The 19,451-nt window shown below is 35.3% G+C and carries 15 protein-coding genes; 1 reads left to right on the top strand and 14 read right to left on the bottom strand.

Features of this window, described 5'->3' with window-relative positions:
- Window positions 1-84: 84 nt before the first annotated feature.
- Entirely contained in the window at window positions 85-273 is a 189-nt protein-coding gene (locus FLA105534_RS11630) for a YqaE/Pmp3 family membrane protein (protein ID WP_246253225.1), read from the bottom strand.
- A gap of 279 nt (window positions 274-552) precedes the next feature.
- Between FLA105534_RS11630 and FLA105534_RS11625 the strand changes: the two genes are divergently transcribed.
- Window positions 553-1,248 (top strand): pseudouridine synthase, encoded by a 696-nt coding sequence (locus FLA105534_RS11625; protein WP_173966286.1) that lies wholly within the window; start codon window positions 553-555, stop codon window positions 1,246-1,248.
- A 730-nt stretch (window positions 1,249-1,978) separates the two neighbouring features.
- Here the strand turns inward: FLA105534_RS11625 and FLA105534_RS11620 are convergent.
- From FLA105534_RS11620 to FLA105534_RS11560, 13 genes are all read right to left on the bottom strand, one after another.
- Window positions 1,979-2,497, bottom strand: a complete 519-nt coding sequence (locus FLA105534_RS11620; RefSeq protein WP_173966285.1) for a hypothetical protein — start codon at window positions 2,495-2,497, stop codon at window positions 1,979-1,981.
- Window positions 2,466-3,584: a hypothetical protein gene (locus tag FLA105534_RS11615; RefSeq protein WP_173966284.1), complete on the bottom strand. Its 1,119-nt coding sequence runs from the start codon at window positions 3,582-3,584 to the stop codon at window positions 2,466-2,468. The genes FLA105534_RS11620 and FLA105534_RS11615 overlap by 32 nt, the downstream gene beginning before the upstream one ends.
- Before the next feature lie 5 nt (window positions 3,585-3,589).
- Complete coding sequence (locus tag FLA105534_RS11610) at window positions 3,590-5,134, bottom strand: T9SS type A sorting domain-containing protein (RefSeq protein WP_173966283.1); 1,545 nt, start codon at window positions 5,132-5,134, stop codon at window positions 3,590-3,592.
- Window positions 5,135-5,299: 165 nt separating this feature from the next.
- On the bottom strand, window positions 5,300-6,592 hold the full coding sequence (locus tag FLA105534_RS11605; RefSeq protein ID WP_173966282.1) for a hypothetical protein: 1,293 nt from the start codon (window positions 6,590-6,592) through the stop codon (window positions 5,300-5,302).
- 139 nt (window positions 6,593-6,731) lie between these two features.
- Entirely contained in the window at window positions 6,732-8,267 is a 1,536-nt protein-coding gene (locus tag FLA105534_RS11600; RefSeq protein ID WP_173966281.1) for a transglutaminase domain-containing protein, read from the bottom strand.
- Between the two features lie 94 nt (window positions 8,268-8,361).
- On the bottom strand, window positions 8,362-10,173 hold the full coding sequence (locus tag FLA105534_RS11595) for an O-antigen ligase family protein (protein ID WP_173966280.1): 1,812 nt from the start codon (window positions 10,171-10,173) through the stop codon (window positions 8,362-8,364).
- Between the two features lie 487 nt (window positions 10,174-10,660).
- Complete coding sequence (locus FLA105534_RS11590) at window positions 10,661-12,412, bottom strand: alkaline phosphatase D family protein (RefSeq protein ID WP_173966279.1); 1,752 nt, start codon at window positions 12,410-12,412, stop codon at window positions 10,661-10,663.
- 456 nt (window positions 12,413-12,868) lie between these two features.
- Window positions 12,869-14,293, bottom strand: coding sequence for an amino acid permease (locus FLA105534_RS11585; RefSeq protein ID WP_173966278.1), 1,425 nt, complete (start codon window positions 14,291-14,293; stop codon window positions 12,869-12,871).
- 124 nt (window positions 14,294-14,417) lie between these two features.
- Window positions 14,418-15,116: a DUF1826 domain-containing protein gene (locus FLA105534_RS11580; RefSeq protein ID WP_173966277.1), complete on the bottom strand. Its 699-nt coding sequence runs from the start codon at window positions 15,114-15,116 to the stop codon at window positions 14,418-14,420.
- Between the two features lie 80 nt (window positions 15,117-15,196).
- The gene (locus FLA105534_RS11575; RefSeq protein ID WP_173966276.1) at window positions 15,197-16,543 is read right to left on the bottom strand and encodes a TolC family protein; all 1,347 of its coding nucleotides are present in this window, start codon (window positions 16,541-16,543) and stop codon (window positions 15,197-15,199) included.
- 11 nt (window positions 16,544-16,554) lie between these two features.
- Window positions 16,555-17,694 carry an ABC transporter permease gene (locus FLA105534_RS11570; protein ID WP_173966275.1) on the bottom strand — a complete coding sequence of 380 codons (1,140 nt, stop codon included), beginning with the start codon at window positions 17,692-17,694 and terminating at the stop codon, window positions 16,555-16,557.
- A complete protein-coding gene (locus FLA105534_RS11565; protein WP_173966274.1) occupies window positions 17,691-18,626 on the bottom strand; it encodes an HlyD family secretion protein in 936 nt (311 codons plus the stop codon). The genes FLA105534_RS11570 and FLA105534_RS11565 overlap by 4 nt, the downstream gene beginning before the upstream one ends.
- Window positions 18,627-18,659: 33 nt before the next feature.
- The gene (locus tag FLA105534_RS11560) at window positions 18,660-19,361 is read right to left on the bottom strand and encodes an ABC transporter ATP-binding protein (protein WP_173966273.1); all 702 of its coding nucleotides are present in this window, start codon (window positions 19,359-19,361) and stop codon (window positions 18,660-18,662) included.
- Between the last annotated feature and the right edge of the window lie 90 nt (window positions 19,362-19,451).

The raw sequence follows: 19,451 nt of genomic DNA, 5'->3' as shown, positions 1-19,451 counted from the left end.
ACCGTATAAATTCCTTTGATTGCCCTCGCATCGATACAAACAATACCTCATTATAAAATCTATTTTCTTTTTTTCCAGCTCATTCTATTTTGCTTTCACTGCCTTAATAAGTTTGGCATTTCTTCTGTCAGCTCTGGAATTCTCAAGTGACAGCACCGCCCATATGGCTGCAGGTATCCATCCTATCAGCGTAATCTGCAGTATTAGACACAAAAGAGCGGTCAGAAGTTTTCCCCTCAGAAGAAAGGACAGCGAAGGAAAAAATATAGCCATTAAGGTCATCATAGTATTTTGGTTTTAATATTACAGTAAAAACAGAGAAATTTAAATCATCTCAAAATCGTTAGACGTCATTCCAGTCATTTTGTTTCAAAAAAAGACTATATAATGTAATTAAGAATTCAATACGCCCCTCTGTTCTGCGAAATATTCATCTGACAATAAGCACGATGCCCAAATGTCTGTGACTTTGCGCTACCTACTCAAGTCTTGAACGGAAAATAAATAAGCCATAAAAGAGATTTCAATCGAAATCTCTTTTACTTTTGCCAAATGTTAGAAATTCTTTATCAGGACGAATATATTATAGCCATTAATAAACCAAGTGGTTTGTTGGTTCATAAATCATTTTACGCGCGCGATGCAAAAGTGTATGCTATTCAGGAACTGAGAAATCAAATAGGACAACACGTCTATCCTATTCATCGGTTAGACCGCAAAACATCCGGTGTCTTGTTATTTGCACTGGATAAAGAGGTTTTGAAAATTATGAACGATCGTTTTGCCACACGCGAAGTCGAAAAAAAATATTTAGCCATTTTACGTGGTTGGTCACCCGAAGAACTAACGATTGATTATGATTTAACCAACGATGATGACATTAAACAAAATGCAATCACCTACTTTCATCGTTTGCAAAATGCCGAAGTTGATTTAGAATTTAACAATAAACCAACCTCACGGTATTGTTTGGTAGAAGCAATTCCCGAAACTGGACGTATGCATCAATTGCGTAAACATTTCAAACATATTTTTCATCCTATTTTAGGAAGCCGCCCACATGGTTGCAACAAACAAAATAAATTATGGCTGGATAATTTTGATCTGAAAGGAATGATGCTTCATGCACATCAGTTAATTTTTAATCATCCAATAAACAACGAACAACTCATCCTGAATGCAAGGATTAATGAAGAGTTTAGCAAAGTAGGTGCTATTCTTAATCTGGATTTGAGTAAGTATAAATAGAATACTCTTAACAACAACCAATATTCCCCTTCACTTTCTATTGGTACTTTATGAATATAAAGCAGTACTTACTGTTTTAGCCGATCTACAGCTATTCATCAGAGATGTCCTAATCCTAGATTAATGGATTCAATCCATTTTTAAGCTCTCCCGTTGCTTTTATCTCATATTAATTAACACTTCAATAATAAGTATTTAGTTTACTAATATTCAATTACATATAAAAATAAAAAAAATCGAAACAAGATTACTCCTGTTCCGATTCAGTTCCATCCATTTTTGGCACTTTTGAGAAAGATTCAATCCGTACCAAATGAGATTTCTATGCTATAGTATATTTTTTTTCTGTAACAGTAGTAGTCGTTTCAGTTGTTACACTGTCTACAAATCGCCATTCGGCTTCAGAACTTTACTCAGACAAGCGAATACTACCTCTTGGGTAAAAATATTTTAACAATATCAAATAGTATAATCAAAAACCCAAAAAATACCAGCCAGTTTATAAAAATATGCTCTATAAAGTTTTTTCTTGCTAAAACTACATACCTTAATTCTAAAATTATGAATATTAAAATCACCAATAAATGCAGGTAAAAAAACAACAGCACAAGAACGAAATGTTCGTATATATTTCCAAAAAAGATTAGTAAAGCATAAATAATGACATTCAGGATTCTAATATTTTTTGTAAAACTAATCCCCTTAAAGTTACTTATTTCTTCCATTCAATTTATAATGTTAAAGCTTGATAGCCATTAGCAATCAAAACGGTATTGATATGATTTAATAAGACAGCATCAAAATCTTGCGAAGCCAGCTGTAATTCATTTCTAAGTTTTAAATGAACAATAGGAATGTATGGTTTTGCTTGATATTCATTTACTGTTACTTGCATTTGAGCAGTGGTAAAATTATTATTAAGTATCTGTATTACAGCATTTTTAAATGGGCTATAATCTATTGTTTTTTTTATAGTTTGCCAAATAGCAAATGGTACTTCTGCTCGCTGTTTTGCCTTGCGATCGATAAATTTATTTGCAAAATAAGGTAGCCTTGTAGAGACCTCGAGTCTATTATAATAAATTTCGGCAATTGTGGCCTGCACGACTATTTTGTCCTTAAGATGGTCTTTCTGCTGTAAAGGCTTTGAAAACAAATTGATTGTCACTAGTAGTAAAAAAATGATATTTCTCATCTGTGTTTTTGTTTTAATTAATTTATTCAGGGCAATCACTTTGATTATATTCATATCTTTTGGCATAATCCTCATCTTTGTCAAAAGGCACAACTATAGCACCCGTCTTTGCTTTAATATAGTTTTCTAGTGTTGTCATTAAATTTTTCCAGGTGGCGTCTGCCGCTTGGTTAAATAAAAAGTCGTCAACTCCGGGAATTCCGTTATTTGCTCCAAAATCAATTGCTTGGCCTAAACGGTCTGCCCCTCTTAAATAAAAAGAATAGCTTCCATCACTATTGGTTTGCATACCAAACTGTCTGGTTCCGCTCACAAAGTGACCTAAATGGTCCGCGCTCCTTACAGTAGTAAAGTTCCAATACATTTCATTATAATTATATTCTGTGCATATCACTGTGGAGGTATCCAGACTATTATCAAAATCCATTGCTGCTCCTATAGGGTTACTGGAATTCCATTTAAGACCATCTTCAGGTGAATAGGGCACTACATCAACTCCCATACCAGGTAAATCACCCCCCGTTACAAAATTAGAAAAATTTGTCCTTATTTCTTCAAATAACATCTGGGGAGTATATCCATTGGGTATTTTATTAATTCCCAGATCATACCGGTCTAGGTTAATATCCCCATATCCATCTTCAATATTTTGTATTTCAAAAGATTTAACTTCTACTGCGTTTCCATTGGCACTCATCCATTGTGACCTTTGATTAATCATCTCAGCCACATTACTTGAAACTTTTTTATGTCTTAAGTCTCTATTCATACACGGACCCTGGGATTCGGTTTGAACAGGATTACATTGACATGAATCTGGATCAAGTTCAAATCCTTTAAGGCAAACTAGCGTACACACATTAGGGGGGACGTCTGTATTGCAAAAAGATTCATCACAAGAACAATCATAACAAGGTTCAGGTTCAGGATTTGTTGGATAATCGCCGCCGCCGGGAGAACAAAAGACAGGGTCACAACTGCAATCAAAGCAAGGTTCAGGCTCTGGATCGGGTTCGTGGTAAGGATTGTCAATGATTACTTCTCCTAATTCTCCTCCTTCAACATCGGTTTGGGTATAGCCTACTTGGGCACATAGCATAAATAGGAGCGTTAAAACAACTAAAAAATAATTTTTCTTCATGGAGTCTATTTCTTTATTAAAATTGTTTTTATCACTTTTGTTCCGTAATGCAGGTTTAATATATAGTTACCTGATGGACCATTAAATTGTATATTCTGCTGCTGAAGCCCTTCTTGGATAGTTTTCAATTTTTGCTCACTCACCAAAAAACCAGTAAAAGAATAAATTTCAATACTTATATCTGTTGGCTCAGTTAGTTCATAACTTAGATTAAAACTGTTTGCAGTTACCGGATTAGGATAAATAATAACTTGTGATATTATTTGCTTGCCCCCAGTGTCCTCAAAAGAAGCATTTCGCTGTAAGCTTACATATATGGGTTTTTCAATTTCATGCTCTTCAAGATCATAAAGCTGAATATTCCCTGCTATATAAACCATATCGTCTTTTTGCAAATACTGTAACTTGGCTTGCTTGAACTCATATGTCTTTGGGGTATTATTTGAAAAATGCTCTATTCTGTCAATTTTAGAGTTCTTAAAAATGAGGGCCTCAGGTGTGATATTGGCCTGGAAATGTGCCTGATCACCTTCTTTTTCTTTCCATTCTCCTTCAAGTATTTCCCCTTTTTTATTTAAAGTTACTTCAAGGGGTGTTTTAGAGATAATGTTTTGTCCACTCCAATCGTAGCGAATCAGGTAGCCAGTGTAAATTCCGCTTATATCTCCTTGAATTGCTTTTTGATTTACTTTTTGAAATTTTTTAGGTGCGGTACCTTCATTAAGAGTGTTTATAGTTTCTAATGCAACAGATTGCGTATTAATTTGATTAGGCATTGCATTCTCTGGTTGTGCTTGCCCGAGTTCTATCGCTGCATTTTTATATCCTAATGCGGCAGATTGGGTAAGCCAATATCTTGCTTTTTGATTGTCTATGTTAATACCATAACCATTGCGATAACAAATACCCAGCATGTACATCCCTGCACTGCCTCCTTTGTCGGCTGCTAGTTGAAATAATATAAAAGCCTTTTGATAATCTTGCTCTGTTCCGAAGCCTTTATAATGCAGATAGCCCAGACCATAGATACAATCCTGAATACCAAGGTCTGCTCCTTGTTTCCAAATATGCATGGCAAGAGCATAGTTTTGTGGTGAGCCTAAGCCCTTGGAGATCATTTGCCCCCAGGAAAAGTATGCATAAGTATAACCTGTATTTACGGCCTTTTCAAAGTAATCTAGTGCTTTGACTTCGTCCTTGGCTACACCTATTCCATTTTTGAAGTGCATAGCCAGGTTGTAATAGGCCTTTGGGTAGCCATTTTGGGCTGCCTTTTGAAACCATTCTAAACTAAGTGATTCATTTACAGCGACACCAAGACCTTGACTGTATATAAGCCCTAAGCCGTTCATAGCCTCGGCATTGCCTTCAGACGCTTGATGCTCAAAGACAACTAGAGCCGCTTTAGGATTGTATTGTTTACTACCAGCTATTAATTGCAGTTTTGCAGTTTTTAGCTCTGGGGAAGATTTTATGCTTTTTTGTGAAAAACAGTTTATACCCGCTAGAAAAACAAGCAGGTAAATTCCTGATCGGATTATTTTTTTCATTGGTTTTATATTAATATTAGTTATTGGTTAAATTATATAAGGGGGAAAAAGAGCTCTGACCAGGCAGCTTGATCAAGGGTAAAAAATAACCGTCCTTTGCAGATATGATGATCTAAAAAAGGATTTTTGATCTGGCTACTTATCTACTTTAGTACAGGCAAAAACCTACCATTTTAGTGCGTTTTTTGCACTTTTGGATGTTTCCTGATTTCTTTTTGTTTGCTCTAGTTGCTTTAGGAGTTCAGGTTTTTTGAGTTCTACATCACGTTTATTAAAAATATTCACCGCGTTATTATTCATTTTGACCTGGTCACTGGCCACTAAAAAGTTTAACTGATAATGCATGAATTCCTTCAGGGTTGTATTTCTGTCTACGTTTTTTGTAAGTCCTAATTGCTCAAGTTCTTCCCAGCTATTTACGGCTATATTAGAAGCTGCTTTTTCATTTTTTTTAATCAATAGCCTGGCTAATTGTTTTGGATCTAAAATCTCAAGTATAGCAGTATTTTCATAGAGGATATACTCACTTTTTTTGTTCAGCATTTGGTCCTTTTTCTCATCTTTCAATTTTTGTAATTCCAATGTTCTGTATTTTGACAGAAGAGAATCTATTTGTATCTGGGCAAGATTTAGATCCTCTTGAAATTTAATAGTTGTCGAAAAAAGATTTTTTTTATAACTGCCTTCTGAAAGGATATTGTATCGGGTCAAGATTGATGGCTGTTTTTGAAGCATAAGTGCGTTTCGAACTTCCCTGTTTTTTATTACACCTAATTTCTCAGATTGCGGATCAACAACTGTATTTACCATTAAATTATAATTGTATAATTCTTTGTAAAGGCCACTGGTATCCTTAGTGCTTATTAACTTGAATTGCTGGATATTCTGCCAGTCCTTTTTTGTTTCTTCTAAGGATTGCTGAGAATAAATCTGCTTAATTAATAAAACAAATTGTTTTCTATCAAGGATTGATTCAAGCTTACTGTTGTAATATTGAATTTTTTTATGCTGATTAGTTATAGTCACCAAATCTAAAACAGCATTCTGCTCGCGTAATTGGCTGATCTGTGTAGGATTTAGTTTTAATACAGTAATTGATCTTAAGGCCAATAAAAATCTGTTAGTGGGGTCTGCTTTATGGAAATATTCTTCTATTTCTTCCTGCGTGCATATATTTTGGAAGAAGTTTTTCTCTATTTCATAGTATATTTTTAGTTTAGATACAGCTTCTCCTTTATTTAGCTCCACATTAGCTAAACTATCTCTTGCAAATAATTTTTTTCCAACTTTTATTTGTTTGTCTTCGTTGAGTACTATTTTGGAGGACATTTCATTTATTTGATAAATAATATGAGCAGGAAACTGCTTAATTACTTTTTGGCTTATCTGAGCTTGCCCCCAATTGGCAAAAACTAAGAAAAGACCCGTAAGTATTAATTCATTTATTCTGGTTTTCATTTTGGTTCTTTTTTGAGTTGTTATATCTAGGTCAATGTTTAGTTTTTGGCACTCTATTCTGATTTAAGGGTATACTCAGACAAGATCAACAAAGGTGTTCCATTTGATCATTCCTGAATTATTCAATAGGTTTAAGGGGTTAGAACCAAGTTCGTTCTCCTTTGTCGTCTACAATAAATGGTCGTTCATATCCTTTGGAGTTACTCGAGACCAGTAGCAGCAATGCATTTTTGGGTACTTTGGCAAACATTAGTGATTGAGTATCCGGGGCTGCTGTCTTTGAATCAATTAGCTTCCAGGCATCATTCCAGTAAAACAACTTGTAAGTTACCTGAGGCTTAAAAATTAGATAATTAGCCAATTGGGTAATTAGTACCTCACGTGTTTTTTTGAGATCAGGAATCAGTACTTTAGATTCTTTATCTCCAATCCACACTACAGGACCGGCGGGAATCATTTTTTCGTTAATGTAATATTGTGGTAATACTACTGTACCTTGGCAGATTTGACTAAACTCAGCCTTATTATCTGTGATTTTCCCCCACCAGAAAGGTTTCCATCCTAAACCATTGAAAGTCCCTAAATAAGCAATCTCAAAGACGTTAGCATTGGGATATAAGTTGCATTTTACCTTAGTGGTTTTCCAATAATCACCAGTAACATCTATATAATTTTGCTCTCTCAAAAAACCATTTGGAATATTTTTCGATTCTTCAAAACTTGCTAAATTCTCCGGTTGTTTAGAATAAGTAAGACGAAGTACTTTGGTCGGTTCACGTCTTAATGCTTCATTATATTGTTTGGATCCATAATCAAAAAGAATATTTTTTTTATTGCCTTCAAAAAAAACATTGATGGAATGCCCTCCTGTAGAAGTGGCCCAATAAGGAATAATATTGACAGAAGCAGGAATTCCCGAGGCACGCATGGTAAATACACCCAAATCAGCCAGATCATCGCAACTACCTTGTTTTCGCATAAGAAGCTGCATACTTCCCAGTCTCGGCAATGGTTCTTTACGGGTTCCAGTACCCCAAGTATTGGTAAACCACGAATTAGCTTCATCTCTTACAAAGGGCAAAGTAGCCTCAAAACCAATAGATTGTATGCGTTTATTTATCCAGTTGAACTTTGCGGCATAAGACCTTCGCCAATTTTGTAAAGGTTCTACACTTATTCGATATGGCAGAATATATTCGCAAAAATCATCAAATGAAGTATTCTTGACCGCAGAATTTTTCCAAGCAGTAAAAGCCTCTTCCAGATTAGCAATCAGGTAATCTGCTTTAATATTTTCTATATCCTTATAAATAATCTTTTTAGGTTGCAAACCCGGATTCTTTTCTTTAATTATTTCAAACTCTTTTGCTGCCTGATCAAAATCGGAATAGTCTAGTTCATTATAATTTATCTTATTCCCTGCCTGATTTTCCCAGTAATAGTCGGAAGAAGTGTGAATATCGATATTAGAGATTAGAAAATAAATGGCTTTAAGTTTTAAAGTATCCCCAGTTTGTTTGCAGTAAGTGATGGCTTTTTCTAATTCAGAGCGATTATTACCTGCCTTTTTGAGGTTTTTCTCTACAGCATCCGGGAATTGAGCAAACACACCGACTGGAAAAAACAATACAAATAATAGTTTTATCAATAGTGTCGAATGTAATTTTTGAAGCATATCTTTTTTTTATTTTAGTAAAACATAATGTAATTTATTAAGAAGCAGTACTTAATGAATTAAAAAAGTGCATTGTTGATTATTAGAGAGTTACCTATAAGGCATTGAAATTATTTAAAACGTTATATGCTGCTTTTTTATACTGTGTTACTTTCTGGGAAGGAATTTTAGGATATAGGTCTATAATTTGCCGCGCAACAGCTATAGTATTTATGCTGTCTTTATTTTGCATATAAGCATTCATTAATTGAAACCTATAAGCAAATTTTGATGGTTGTAACAGGACCAATTGATTGTATTGTTGTATGGCCTTAGGATATTGTTGCAGTTTTTCATGACAAACACCTGTTGCTAAATACAACTCGGGATTGGCACTGGTTATTTTTGCTCTCTCAAGGCATTTTAAAGCCGAGCCATAATCCATCATTTGAAAATAAATTCCTGCATAGTTTTTCCAATAATCCCGATTGCTTTTCAAAACAGATTCTAATGCTTTGATACAAAGTAGGGCTTCTTGTGTTTTGCCTTCTTTTTTAAGCAAAAAAGCTTTTTTATTTTGCGTGTCATTGAAAGCTACCGAAACTATCCTATAAGACAAACAAAGAGTAATAGTCATACTTAATACGCATACAAAAAGAGATGCGTTCTTTTGAAACGTTATAGTTTTAGAAAATTCTGCCGTTTTAATATTCCTGTATAGTAGGGCTGCAAATATTGAAAGCATAGTCATGGCAGGAACGGATTGAATGGTGAAATTGACCATTGCCATACTCACAAAAGATAATATTGCTGCATAAGTAAGATTAAGGAGGCTATTTTTTGAAGCAGTAATTTTCGGATTATTTTTCTTTTGTCTAACCACTATAATTAACGATCCCAAAAACAATAACATTAAAGAAACTCCAATTAAGCCACCTTCGACTGCATTTTGTAGAAATTCATTTTGTGCCACTGTTGTAGGCCCTGCATTTTGAAGTTCTTGTAAAGAAGCTTTCCCTTTTTTAATGTAATTCGCCTGGTATAAATTATACTCTTTTTCAAACAAACCGTAACCATAGCCAAAAACGGGTTTTTCGGTAATCATCATGGAAGATAACTTCCATATAAAAGTTCTTCCCTGCGAAGAAGCTATTTTACTGATATACAATTGATTTACCATTGATAGCGTAAAAAAAAGACCAATGATCACAAAGGCTTTAACTACAGTTTTATTGCGCTGATTCCTTACCCAGCTTATAAAAGAATACTCTAAGGTAAAATAGACAATTGTAGCGATCAAAGTGCCTATAAAAGCAGCTCTGCACTTTAACAGTATTAAAGCTATCAACAAAAGGGCAAAGCCTCCTTGGTATATTTTTTTTCGCTTGTTTTTAAAACTGTAAAGAAAAACAGGAACACACATTGCTAAAAATTGCGCTGTAACATTTGGATTTATCCAAGTCCCAGTAACGATAAAAAACTCACTTTTACTTCTAATAAATCCTAAATATTGTAAAATACAATAACACGATTCTATTGCGGCTATGGCCATTATACCTGAAAAGAATCTCTTTAAGTTGAAAGTCGGAGAATTAAAAACAGTCGTTGCACTAACTATTAATAAAAAATTTACACTCATGTAGATCAGAAATGTATCTAAATCAAGTTTAGAAGCAGTATTACGCAGTAAAATATACAAACACCATAGTCCCAGATATGATGAAGGCAGGTTTAAGTATAGTTGAAAAGGCCCTCTGATAACATTTACAAGGGTAAGGATTATAAAAACTAGAGATAAAAGGCAAAATACATAATAAGAAGCGAATATGGGATTGAAAAACCAATTAATATTCAAAAGGCCTCCCGCAATAATCATTAGAAGGAGAATTTCAAATATGCTATCTAAACTCTTTATATATTTTGTCATTTAATCCTTATGCTTTTTCTTGTGAGAGATATTTTAGAAAAACGAAGGTATAAGTGAAAGCAAAACAAGGCTTTTGAATTTGATTAAAAATCTTTCAATTTTGTCCAAATAGTGACTTAATTGAGGTTAGTATTCCTATAAAACAAAATTTCACACTATATATATTTTAATAAACAATAAAATGATACATTAGCTTATAGCGCTAAGACCCATATTACTGATACTTCGTGATTCTTACAAATTTATAACTGGTATATTAGTGTGGACCTAAGTTTTACAGCTAAGCTTGAATAAACAGATAAATTGATTATTTTTTTTCTGTCGAAGACAACCAGCAGCTTCGGTGTAAATAGATCATCTAGCTTTTGTTTATTAATATTCCAATCTATAGAATAAAAAAATCGGAACACGATTACTCCTGTTCCGATTCAGTTCCATCCATTTTTGGCACTTTTGAGAAAGATTCAATCCGTACCAAATGAGATTTCTATGCTATAGTATATTTTTTTTCTGTAACAGTAGTCGTCGTTTCGGTTGTTACACTGTCTACAAATCGCCATTCAGCTTCAGAACCGGATGTAGTAAATTTAAGATAGGTATAGCCACGTTTATACAAATTTGCATATTCTAAATCATCTATAAGTACTGTAAATGCCTGTGCTAATTCTATCGCTTTTGAAGGGTCTGAGGTGATTCCAAGATAACCTTCCAATCCTGGTGATGAAACAGAACTGCACGCGATTTCAGTTCCTATATGCTTTCCCTGCATATCTGTAAGTTTACCCATCCATGCATTGTGAGTATCTCCCGCTAAAACCACAACATTTTTTCCGGAAAGCATCGCATACAATTGTTCTCTTTCGGCAAAGTAACCATCCCAGGCATCTAGATTATAAGGTAAAGTTGTCTTAATTCTCGCGATTTCCTGAGCGGTTAAAGAAGGATCATTTTGTTTATGTCTCATTTTAAGAACAACAAGTTGAGAGATTGTAGTAGTAAGCGCCTTCATGGTCGCCGGAGTTGCACTTCCAAGTTTACTGACTTCTGCTAAAATTTGATTCAAAAGCATCAGCAACTCAGCAGGAATCAGCATTTTTGTCATCAGAATCTGCTGGCCTAATACTTTCCATTTAGCAGTATCAGCATTGATCTGTGAACCCAGCCATGTCATTTGTTCACTTCCAATTAATTTTCTGTTTGTACTTAACAGATCCGTTTTAAACTTTGTCTGGTCAAAATTTCCGACATTATCAATATAATCCGTATAACTCAACTGCTTATCTCTTGCAATCACTCTGGTATCCATCATATAAAGCGAAAGAATGTTACCAAAATTAAAGCTTCTGTAAATTCTAAGATCTTTTCCTGTTTTAAGTGGAATATACTCGCTATAAGCCTGAAAAGCGGCCATTTTTCTCATCTGAAAATCTCCTTCGGACGGCTGATGATTTTCTGCACCTGATTTATAGGTGTCGTTGGCAAACTCATGGTCATCCCAAACACATATAAAAGGTTTTTTCTGATGAAGAAGCTGAAGATTTTTATCTCCTCTATATTGTCTGTATCGTTCTCTGTAATCACCCAGACTTATAATTTCCCTGGCTGGTTTATGCTCTCGGCCCAACGGATTTGTAAACGGATTTGTTCCGTATTGTCCAGGTGCATATTCGTAAATATAATCTCCAAGATGAACCACTACATCAGCATCTGAAGAAGCAATCGCTCCATACACATTGAAAAGCCCTGCCGGAAAATTAGAACAGGAAACAACGGCCATTTTTACATCATTTACACTATCTGTTTTTGATGGTAATGTGCGTGTTTCTCCGGTAACTGTTACTTGTTTGGTTTTGGTATTATAAAATCTATAGTAATATTTTGTATTGGAAGGAATATTCTGAATATCTACCGCTATTGTAAAGTCATTCGTAGAAGATGCTCCAGCCTGCCCTTTTCTTGTTACTTCTTTAAATAAGGCATCTTTACTTAGTTCCCAGGTAATTTCGGCATCTGAGCCTGTTGAATATCTTGTCCAGATAATGACTCCGGTTTCTGTAGGGTCAAAACTGGCTACTCCTGTCTCAAACCCTTCATTTTTCATTCCATCTGGTGCACCACTGTTATCCGTTTTATCATCATTACTACAGCTTTCAATAAGTGGAGCGATGAAAACTCCTCCGGCAACCAATAGAGAATTTCTAAGAAACCTTCTTCTGCCTAAATCCTTGTTATTTTCCATAAAATATTTTTAAATCAAAAAAACAATTTAATCTCAAAACTCAAGTTATGGCATATTTAAAATTACCTTACATTACTATTAAGAATCCCTTTACTAAAATTAATCTTCAATATGTTTAATATCTTTAATATGGAGTTTCTAACCACAAAGACTTTATCCGACCTACAGTATGATTAAGAAACACATAGCTTCCTGTAACTGCTTATTTTCTGCTACTATACGGATCAGAAAAAAGCAAAAGTAAGAGATGCCTGTAATAAATTATTGTAAACCTTACATTATGATACATGCCAATTCAAAAACAGAAACAAATTTTTATTGCTTCTTTATGATCTTTGGATTTGAAATATAATTCATTCTAGTGTTGATACAGAAAACGAGTACGCAGCATTAAAAAAGGCACTGAAATTCAACTTGTAGTTGATTTTCAGTGCCTCCTGATAATAGTAAAAGCTACTATTTTTTTGTTTTAAAAACTTTATAACATACGAAAAGAATCCCCAGCCAAATCGGAATTAATTCTACGGATAATTTCATATCAGTCATCCACATGATGGATAAAATACCCAATAAAAACACCAAACAGACGTAGTTACTTACCGGATAAAATATTGAAGGGAACTTAGTTTTTGTGTTTTCCCTATCTTTCGATACTCTAAATTGTAGATGTGTATACGAAATCATCACCCAATTAATAATCAAAGAAGACACCACCAAAGACATTAAAATGCTAAAAGCCTCTTCCGGAATTACTTTATTGATTAAAATACAGATCGCTGCAAAACAGGAAGAAATTAAAATCGCATTAATGGGCACCGATTGTTTGTTTAGCTTCTTTAAAAACTTGGGCGCGTTACCCTGATCTGCTAAACCATATAACATACGTGAGTTACTGTATACACTGCTATTATATACTGATAAAGCGGCAGTTAATACAATCAAATTAAGCACATTGGCTATAAGACGTGTGAAAAATATTTTATTACCAAACAATTCAAACTCCATTCCGTTTAAATTTTGAAAAACCATCACAAACGGACTACTGTCTGTTGTAATTTGCTGCCAAGGCGACAAAGCAAATAAAATGACCAATGCACCAACATAAAAGATAAGGATTCTATAAATAACCTGATTGGTTGCTTTTGGAATGTTTTTCTCTGGATTTTCTGCCTCAGCAGCCGTGATTCCAATGAGTTCTAAACCACCAAAAGAGAACATAATTAGTGCCATTGCGGATAATAAACCCTGAAAACTACCGGAAGCCGTTTTTTCAAAGAAACCTTTTGGAAAGAAGCCTCCATCATTATATAAATTATGAATGGTAGCGTGCTCCCCTCCCGTTCCACTTATTAGCAAGTACGTCCCAAAAAGGATCATTGCAATAATGGCAACCACTTTTATGATGGAGAACCAGAATTCAGTCTCTCCATAAACTTTTACAGAGGCAAAATTCAAAGCGTTAATAACCAGGAAGAAAAATAAACTGGATGCCCACAATGGAATCTCAGGCCACCAAAACTGTACATAAACACCAATCGCTGTAAGTTCGGCCATACTCACCAGAATATATAAAATCCAATAATTCCAACCAGACGCAAAACCCGCAAAAGAACCACAATACTTATAGGCAAAGTGACTAAAGCTTCCTGATACAGGCTCTTCAACCACCATTTCGCCAAGTTGTCTCATAATAAAAAAAGCGATAATTCCGGCAATAGCATATCCTAAAATAACGGATGGTCCTGCTAATACAGCCGCCGGGCCAATGCCGAGAAAAAGACCTGTTCCTATTGATCCGCCTAAAGCAATTAACTGAATGTGTCGGTTCGTCAATCCGCGTTTAAGCTGATTGTCTTGTACGTCTTCGTGTTTTTGTTTCACAAATTAGATTTTTAAAGGAGTAAGCACTCACAAATGTATAGACAGCGAATATAAGTTAAAAAAGGAATTGCGCAAAGCATGCACTGCACTAAAACTTCAATTAGCGGATCAGTTTTTATTTCCGTTAGCAAATCAACAACAAACGATATTCTCCTTCATTTTCTATTGGCGCCCTGTGAATACAAGGCAACACTTGTTGTTTTGGATGATCTACGGCCAGTCGCCAAAGATGTCCTACTCCTAAATTAACAGGTTCTGCATCCGGATGTACCTGATAATGCAAATCAAAATAATTTTCCTTCAAAAAGTCTTCGAATTCTTCTTCTGTCCCGTCATAAAGTTCTTTTAGCTTCAACCGGATTTCCGGAATCAGGATTTTTTGCTCTGCCTGTTCATTAGGAATAATATCACTTGCCGCTCCGTGATAGGTGCACAAAAAAGTATCTGTTGCAATGGGCGAACGATCCACATGAAACGAATACACATCAGTCGATATGAAATCAAATTCATCATCACGTTCGTAACACTTCAGCAGATTAAGAGAAGGCGAAGCTCCAAAATCAGTCAATAGCTGTAAATCTTTTAAGATTATTTCCCGCGCTATACTTCCTTTTTCTGAGAGTTGGAGCGCGATTAGATCTTCCGGATACACTTCGGTTATATTTTCTTCCAGAGACAACTTGGTTACAATCTCCTTAAAATCGCCATCCAAATTTCGGTACCAGCATAGCGCATTCTTTTCTCCTTCGAAATCGGTATGTATAAGCTCAGAGAAAGTGGCGACCGTTCCAATTTGACTGCTGTCGGAAAATGTATTGTTCATAGTGTAATAATAATTAGCTAGTTACTTTATGCCTTACAAAATTATGCAATAGTCGTTATACTTACGCTAAAGACGCTTCACTATTGTACAACTAATTTTCCCGCAGCCTTCTTCCAATCCAACCATGACATGATCAATTCCTGCTGAAGTTTGTTAGAGACTAATTCTAAATTCTGTAATTGAATCTCTTTATCGTTAAGTTCATTAAACGAAATCTGATCAAACTTATACCGCTCCTGATAAACCAGTACAATCTCCTGCGTAAGCCTGGTATTTTCATGTACCGTTTTTAGCTGCTGTAAGACATTTTGATAAGCGGCAGTAGCATTCAGCGCATTGTATTTATTTTTATTAATGTCTTCTTCGATTCGGTTATTATTTTGCTCCTGTTCCAATTTTAACTGATCTATTCTCTTTGCTGTATTCTCGCCAAAAAGAAGGGGTAATTTTAAGGAAACTCCAATATAACTATTGCCATACCAGCTGTCTTGCTGAAAGGGATTCATACTGGCTGTAAACTGATCTGCTCCTAAGTAACCGTTGAGACTAATCGTTGGACTGCGTTTGGCCCTTTCCTGCTTCTTTTTATTTTCTAACACTTCGTTTTGTGTTTTTAAAATTTGGATTTGGGGCAATGCCTGAATTAAACCTTCATCGAGATCAGTACTATTTCCATCCATACTATACTTCTCTAATACGATTGAAGCAGCAAGTGAAGATTCATTTCCAGTAACATATAAAAGGTATTGCTTTAAAACCAAAACGTTATTCACTGCATTATGATATTTTTGAATCGCGTTATTGTGTGTTACTTGGGCATCGTTTACGTCAACTTTTAAAGCTCTGTTGTTATTGTATTTTTGGTTTATTGTACTCCAACTTAAAGCCGTACGGGTAGTATCACCAATAGCTTCTTTTACTTGCTGTTGCGCTACCAATGTGTTAAAATAGGCCTTTGAAACTTCGTAAGTAAGCTCTATCCTTGCCTCTTTTTCATTCAAGCTTGCCAGTTTTTCCTGTAATCGGGACTCCCTAATTAACTTTGAAATCGAAATATCCAACAAAGGCTGTTGCAGTAAAACACCGGCATTTTGGGTATAATTGGCTCCTAGTTTTACCGGTACCAAACCATCTGAATAGGTTCCCGAATTAAATGCACTGGCAGGTAAAACGCTTGTAGCAATAATCGGATTGTATTGATAATTGTAGTTCAAAGAAACTCTGGGTAAATATTTAGCATTTAATTCTTTTGTTTTTAAGCTGCTGATCTTAGATGCGGTTTCCAAAGAAGTCAATAATTTTCTATTTTTATGTGCTTCTTCAATTGCGTTATTTAAGGTCCATACCGTGCTTTGTGCATTCATTTTACAAAGGCATAACAGCATAAGACACCCAATAAAACGGATATTCATTAAATTATTTTTCATTACAACGATTTTTAGCCTCTGAATACGGAAGCAGGTTCTACATTTTTGATTCTTCTAATGGCAAACACAGCTCCAAAAAGCGAAATAGAAAAGGTGATGATTAGAATTGAAAAGAGTATAATTGGACTAAAATCAATCAATATTCCTGTTTGATACATTCCATTTTTAAACCCCATTAAGAAAACGAGCGCTACCATAAATCCAACAATAGCAAATAAAGTAGCCTGGGTAAGTATCAAATTCCGAATGTAGGAATCGGTAGCTCCTATTGCTTTTAAAGTTCCGTAATCCTTAATCCTGTCAAGTGCCGATGAATACATCGTAAGACCGATAATAAAGAAACCTGCTATAATTGCAAACCCCACTAAAGATCCTGTACTGGCACCTAAGCCAGTAGAAGCCAAAACACTCGCTACGGTCGATGAACTTAGAGATGACGTTCGCCAGGCTCTGACTCCGTAAATAGAATTATTGATCTCATCGACGACACGATCTACATCCTCCCCGTCTTTTACATTTACCATTAAGGCACTTATAGAAGTCGAAGGTATATTGCCATAATACCTTGCTCTGTCTACTGTAGTGTACATCAAGTAACCACCCCAGCCTCTTATTCCTTTCGTTTGTAGTGTAATGACGGCTCTTTTCCCATTAATTTCAAAAAAAGTTCCAACATCCGACGAGCCTCCAAAATTGCCGCGGTCAAAATAATCGGCAGATACACCCGCTTCCTGCAGCAAATCCGGAAGTTCCCCCTGTATGATCTTAGTACTATCCGGACCTACTTTAAAATGGGGATATTCGCTACCAATAATGTTTACAATGGCGCTGGTTCCATTGGGAAATTTTGCTTTTCCGTTTATTACAACGATGGGGAAAGCCTCCTTAACGCCTGTCAGACTCTTGATTTCTTTCTCTTTTCTGGTGTCAATCAAACTAAGCTGATTGGCATCAGTCGTTTTATCATCAACAACCCAAATGTCCGTTGTTGTATTTTTTACCAAAACACTCATTAATCCTGTCAAAAAATTGAATGTTCCTATTTGCTGACCAATAAGGAAAGTGCTTATCACTATGCCCACCACTACTCCTATGCTTTTAGTTTTATCAAAACGAATAAACTTCCAGGCTGTTTGTATCATCGATTTCATAGGGAGGTTTGAACTACACATTCAATTCGCGAGTTAATCAGATACTTGGTTTGGTTTGCCAGGAGTATTTTTATTTCCCGAACTCTCCTGTCTTCCTGATCACCAGCTTTTTCAGAAAAAAGCGACTTGCGTTTGAGTGCCGATGAGGCAAAAATGACAATTCCCGAACCGATCGTTTTATTGGAACCAATTTGACGAATAATGGCTTTTTGTCCTTGTTTAATCTTAACTGCAAACAATTCATCGATTTCACAAGTTGCGACCAATTCACTTTTTGGAATAAAATCTGCAAATGCCTGATTTGGTGACAATGCTGCCCCTTTCGTAGCATTCATGGTCATAATTTGTCCATCACTTAACGCTTTTACCAAATATTGCTGCAATTCCCTGTTGGATACTTCCAGTTCTTGTTTCATTTCCTGAAGCCGGGAGTTAGCCATCAGCACTCTGCTTTGTAATTGCTCTACATTGGCTTGAGAGACCTTCGTTTCTGTTTCAAGGTTATCAAGATTCTGTTTTGTTTCTGCACCACTTTTATGCAAATTTTTCAATCGTTGCAGCTCAGTCTGTTTATTTTCCAGATTTATTTCCTTTTCTTTTAAGTTTAACTGAGCTACTTTTATTTCTATTTTTTGCGTTTCAATTCTACTCTTAATCTGTTTTTTTTTTGCATCCTGAATAGCGTGATCCAATTCAATAATTAAGTCACCCTTGGTAATTAAGTCATTTTCTTTTTTATGAATACCTACCACAATGCCCCCTACTTCGGTTGCCAATGCAGATAGTTTTTCATTAGGTTCTATACGTCCGAGTCCAACAATTTCTGATGGAGCAACTTCTTTATGGACAGCCACCTGATCGGATTTATTCTCTTCTTTTTTGCTGCAACAACTAAAAAACAAGGCTATTAGATAAATTAAGATATATTTCATTCTTTATAATGTGATTAATGATTTTCTATAGTGTTACATTTCTTTTTCGGTTGCGATTCCGTTATCTACATAAATAATTCTATCGGCAAATTGTTTAAGTCGCATATCATGTGTAACTACAATTACACTCTTGCCCTTTTTAGCAAGTGCTTTTAACTCATCCATAACCACACCAACGCTCTTGACATCTAGTGCAGCAGTTGGTTCGTCACAAAGCACAATAGGCGGATTAGTTACCAACGCCCGCGCAATAGAAACTCTTTGCTGCTGACCTCCGCTTAGCATTTTTGGTAAGTTTTTCATTCGGTCTTTCATGCCTACTAATTCCAAGGCATTTTCGGCTTTTCTTTTTGCTTCAGCCTCATCAAAATTCATAAGTTGCAGCGGAATCATGACATTTTCTAAGGAACTAAGGGGGGCCAAAAGATTAAAACTTTGAAAAACGAATCCTATTTTATTCAATCTCAAAGTGGATAATTGTTTAGCCGAAAGCGTATTTACTTGTTGACCATCTATAAAAACATCGCCTTTTGTTGGATAAATAACACAGCCTAATAAAGACAACAATGTCGTTTTTCCTGAACCCGAAGGACCAATTATTAAGGTAAGTTCGCCCGTTTTAAATTGAACACTTGTAGGTTTTAAGGCAGTAATCAAGGTGTCACCGGTTTGATACTCCTTGCATGCACCTTTTACTTCTGCAATAGCTCTGTTCTTTGATATTATCTCCTCCATAGTTTATTATTATAATTAGGTTCTTTTTTTAGCATTCAGTTTTTTAAGAGTATTCAGTCGCAGTCGCAGTTTACAGCCCGTTACCTACCT

This window comes from Flavobacterium collinsii (assembly GCF_902804485.1).
GTDB classification, from domain to species: domain Bacteria; phylum Bacteroidota; class Bacteroidia; order Flavobacteriales; family Flavobacteriaceae; genus Flavobacterium; species Flavobacterium collinsii.
This window is presented reverse-complemented; position numbering and strand designations above follow the sequence as displayed.

Bases quoted from the DNA above. Each gene is read 5' to 3' on its own strand.
- FLA105534_RS11625 (WP_173966286.1), top strand. From the start codon at position 553: ATGTTAGAAATTCTTTATCAGGACGAATATATTATAGCCATTAATAAA.
- FLA105534_RS11630 (WP_246253225.1), bottom strand. From the start codon at position 273: ATGGCTATATTTTTTCCTTCGCTGTCCTTTCTTCTGAGGGGAAAACTT.
- FLA105534_RS11600 (WP_173966281.1), bottom strand. From the start codon at position 8,267: ATGCTTCAAAAATTACATTCGACACTATTGATAAAACTATTATTTGTA.
- FLA105534_RS11610 (WP_173966283.1), bottom strand. From the start codon at position 5,134: ATGAAAAAAATAATCCGATCAGGAATTTACCTGCTTGTTTTTCTAGCG.
- FLA105534_RS11565 (WP_173966274.1), bottom strand. From the start codon at position 18,626: ATGAAATATATCTTAATTTATCTAATAGCCTTGTTTTTTAGTTGTTGC.
- FLA105534_RS11605 (WP_173966282.1), bottom strand. From the start codon at position 6,592: ATGAAAACCAGAATAAATGAATTAATACTTACGGGTCTTTTCTTAGTT.
- FLA105534_RS11575 (WP_173966276.1), bottom strand. From the start codon at position 16,543: ATGAAAAATAATTTAATGAATATCCGTTTTATTGGGTGTCTTATGCTG.
- FLA105534_RS11570 (WP_173966275.1), bottom strand. From the start codon at position 17,694: ATGAAATCGATGATACAAACAGCCTGGAAGTTTATTCGTTTTGATAAA.
- FLA105534_RS11595 (WP_173966280.1), bottom strand. From the start codon at position 10,173: ATGACAAAATATATAAAGAGTTTAGATAGCATATTTGAAATTCTCCTT.
- FLA105534_RS11590 (WP_173966279.1), bottom strand. From the start codon at position 12,412: ATGGAAAATAACAAGGATTTAGGCAGAAGAAGGTTTCTTAGAAATTCT.
- FLA105534_RS11615 (WP_173966284.1), bottom strand. From the start codon at position 3,584: ATGAAGAAAAATTATTTTTTAGTTGTTTTAACGCTCCTATTTATGCTA.
- FLA105534_RS11560 (WP_173966273.1), bottom strand. From the start codon at position 19,361: ATGGAGGAGATAATATCAAAGAACAGAGCTATTGCAGAAGTAAAAGGT.
- FLA105534_RS11620 (WP_173966285.1), bottom strand. From the start codon at position 2,497: ATGAATATAATCAAAGTGATTGCCCTGAATAAATTAATTAAAACAAAA.
- FLA105534_RS11580 (WP_173966277.1), bottom strand. From the start codon at position 15,116: ATGAACAATACATTTTCCGACAGCAGTCAAATTGGAACGGTCGCCACT.